Below are 2678 nucleotides of genomic sequence, written 5' to 3' on the forward strand. Positions count from 1 at the left end.
ATTATTGCAAAAATATAAAGCTCAAGGCCCAGCTGCGTTAGCCCATGCGGGACGTGGCCAAACCAGCAACTGTAAGATTCCTGAAGAACTCAGACTGAAGTGCCTCAATATTGTCTCTGATCAATTTCATGGTTTCGGACCCACCTTAGCCCATGAAAAGCTGACCAGCATTCATGGCTTTGATATTTCCGTGGAAACATTGCGTTCCTGGATGATTGCAGCCAATTTGTGGATTCCTCGCTCTAAACGCCTGAAACGACCCTATCAGCCTCGATATAACCGAGATTGTTATGGTGAACTGATCCAAATTGGTGGCACACACCATGACTGGTTCGAAGGACGTGCTCCTAAATGCTGTCTATTGGTGTTTATTGATGATGCCACAGGAAAACTATAGCATTACGCTTCTGTGAATCAGAATCAACCTTAGACTATATGCTTTCAACCAAAGCCTATATTGAACAATATGGTAAACCTCTAGCCTTTTACAGCGACAATCATTCAGTCTTTAGAGGGCATTGTTGCAAATAGCTATAGATGATTAGGTAAATACCCATTCAGCTAAACGTTCAATAGATGAATCCTTTCTATTGGTCGACCTTTTCAAGGTGAAATCATTCTCTGGGCTGTACGCTGGTATTGTCTTAATCCTCAAGAGCTAAGCTCATGGAATATTGATGAAACTTATGTAAAAGTGAATGGACAATGGTCTTATCTGTATCGTGCAGTCATCCAACGCGGTTATACCATTGATTTTTATCTTTCTTCTAGACGTAATACCAAATCAGCCTATTTCTATCTGATTGAGGTGCTTGTGCCTACTGTGTCATGTGATGTCGTTAAAAAGGCGAATCGGCTTCTTTCTGCATGTGATTTAATGATTACGGCTGTTATAATTCAGAGACTTATGGGGGGTAAGTTATGTTTAAAAATATACTTTTAGCATTATTAATTATTAGTCCTGTAGCAGCTAATGCTGAATGGGAATTTTATAGCCAAGATAGTGAACGATTTTACTATTTTAATAAAGATACTGTAAAAGTAACGAATCAGTATACTAAGGAAATTTCTTATTGGACAAAGTCCATTTATCATTCTGATTTACAGAAAGATAGTATTGCTGTAAACGATTATTATTTAACACTTTATTATGGGAATTGTAGTGATGAAACTTTAGCAACTAAATCTTTAGCTCTTTATAATAAAAATGGAGAGCTTAGATTTCAGCAAACAGTTCCAACTGAGTTTAAACCTGTAATTCCTGATTCCCGTGGTGAATTACTTCTTAGAGAATTATGTAGTTATACATTTAGTTAATGTGATCGAATGATCTACTACTACATTATGAAAGATGGGCTGTACTTACGTAGAGTCCATTGAATATAAATTAGTCTTTCGTCCAACCATTCTTATCTTCGATATACATAATTACAGCAAGTCCTCTAGCATATACTGCTTCTTTCTTTGGACTAGAAAAATCATAATAAACTTCAGCAGCGTCTCTTAAATCAACTGATTTTTCTTTATAAAGATAGAAGCCTTTATTTAAACCGTATGCATCACCGTCTGCTGCATCTTTTCTAATATCCCACTTTTTCTTATAACGATAACTTACAGGAATACTTTGCCATTGTTTTGCAAGGGCTGTAAACGCTTTACAATTATCATCTAAAACACTGCAATATTCAGTATTAGGTGCTAATGATGGATTGTTATAAATCTTCATCATTTCAGGTAATCCTGCAAAACTAGAAGACGCACTAACAGCAAAAGCTAAAGATAAGAAAAACTTTTTCATGATAATTACATATTATAAAGTAAGGTTTGGATTATATTATATAATTCATTCATTTACATTAATGTTAAGCAATCGGACTGATTCAGTATCTAAATCCCACCAAAAGCTCATATTGTAGTTGTTTTCCTGTCTAAGTTGCATTCTGCTTCTGTAATCTTCACCGAAGATTTCTCGTAATTCAGCTATCACTCGGTCAATTACGAGTCTTGAATACCATACGTTCTGAAAAGGAATATTGTTCTTAATCACATTCACAGCTTCAGCTCCATAACTTGAATCTCGCTCTTCTAAGTAGTGTTTCCCTGCACCTAATACCATTGTGCCAACACTCATAAGGTCCTTAAAGGCTGCAGGAAGAATGAAGTCTTTAACACTACGTTCCGTTGGATCAGTAGTTGCAGATACGGCATCTGCGAGGAAGGATGCCGATGCACCTTTCACTATAGTTTTCATATAAAAGTCTAAAGTATTCGGATCTTCTAGGTCCTTACTTTGTGTCAGGTTTTGGATCTGAGCAACGATAGCTCCCATAAAAGTTGTATAGGCAAATAGTTTAAAGCTGTTATATCTGCTTGTGTTTTTAGGCTATGCGAGCAGGTACAGATACTGCATTTGCTCAAGTTCTGAAAGCCTTTGGCTGTGTGAAACCACATTGTGCCTAACTGTTCTGTAATAAAAGTGGCCATCGTATGAAAGTGTTGGTACATGATGGTCTGGGGATTTGGCCATGTGCCCGACGCGTGGAACAATGGAAGTTCCACTGGGTGAAGATTCATCAGGGTTAAACAATGAGTATCAATGCGGAACAATTACAGGCATTGATTCAGGATTTAGCTTGTCCTTGTGGTTGTCTGCTGCGTCGTATTGGTGAAGATCTGAC

4 protein-coding genes and 2 pseudogenes are annotated in these 2678 nt (G+C 37.3%); 4 read left to right on the forward strand and 2 right to left on the reverse strand.

What is annotated here, in order from left to right:
• The 3 genes and pseudogenes from GWK51_RS16370 to GWK51_RS16380 all read left to right on the forward strand — a co-directional run.
• A pseudogene (locus tag GWK51_RS16370) lies at positions 1–513 on the forward strand (ISNCY family transposase); the annotation flags it as partial.
• A 63-nt stretch (positions 514–576) separates the two neighbouring features.
• Positions 577–814, forward strand: a pseudogene (locus tag GWK51_RS16375) (DDE-type integrase/transposase/recombinase); the annotation flags it as partial.
• A gap of 107 nt (positions 815–921) precedes the next feature.
• The gene (locus GWK51_RS16380) at positions 922–1317 is read left to right on the forward strand and encodes a surface-adhesin E family protein (RefSeq protein ID WP_161934516.1); all 396 of its coding nucleotides are present in this window, start codon (positions 922–924) and stop codon (positions 1315–1317) included.
• A gap of 70 nt (positions 1318–1387) precedes the next feature.
• Here the strand turns inward: GWK51_RS16380 and GWK51_RS16385 are convergent, their stop codons facing one another.
• Positions 1388–1798, reverse strand: coding sequence for a hypothetical protein (locus tag GWK51_RS16385; RefSeq protein WP_161934517.1), 411 nt, complete (start codon positions 1796–1798; stop codon positions 1388–1390).
• Positions 1799–1843: 45 nt separating this feature from the next.
• A complete protein-coding gene (locus GWK51_RS16390) occupies positions 1844–2329 on the reverse strand; it encodes a hypothetical protein (RefSeq protein WP_161934518.1) in 486 nt (161 codons plus the stop codon).
• Between the two features lie 131 nt (positions 2330–2460).
• On the opposite strand from GWK51_RS16390, the gene tnpB reads away from it, so the two are divergent.
• Positions 2461–2583 carry an IS66 family insertion sequence element accessory protein TnpB gene (gene tnpB, locus GWK51_RS16395; RefSeq protein ID WP_268895823.1) on the forward strand — a complete coding sequence of 41 codons (123 nt, stop codon included), beginning with the start codon at positions 2461–2463 and terminating at the stop codon, positions 2581–2583.
• Positions 2584–2678 lie beyond the last annotated feature (95 nt).

Origin of the sequence: Acinetobacter kanungonis, assembly GCF_009939195.1 — a bacterium.
Lineage (GTDB): Bacteria > Pseudomonadota > Gammaproteobacteria > Pseudomonadales > Moraxellaceae > Acinetobacter > Acinetobacter kanungonis.

Excerpts from the sequence above, each read along its gene's own strand:
- GWK51_RS16380 (WP_161934516.1), top strand. The coding sequence starts at position 922 with ATGTTTAAAAATATACTTTTAGCATTATTAATTATTAGTCCTGTAGCA.
- GWK51_RS16385 (WP_161934517.1), bottom strand. The coding sequence starts at position 1,798 with ATGAAAAAGTTTTTCTTATCTTTAGCTTTTGCTGTTAGTGCGTCTTCT.
- GWK51_RS16390 (WP_161934518.1), bottom strand. The coding sequence starts at position 2,329 with ATGGGAGCTATCGTTGCTCAGATCCAAAACCTGACACAAAGTAAGGAC.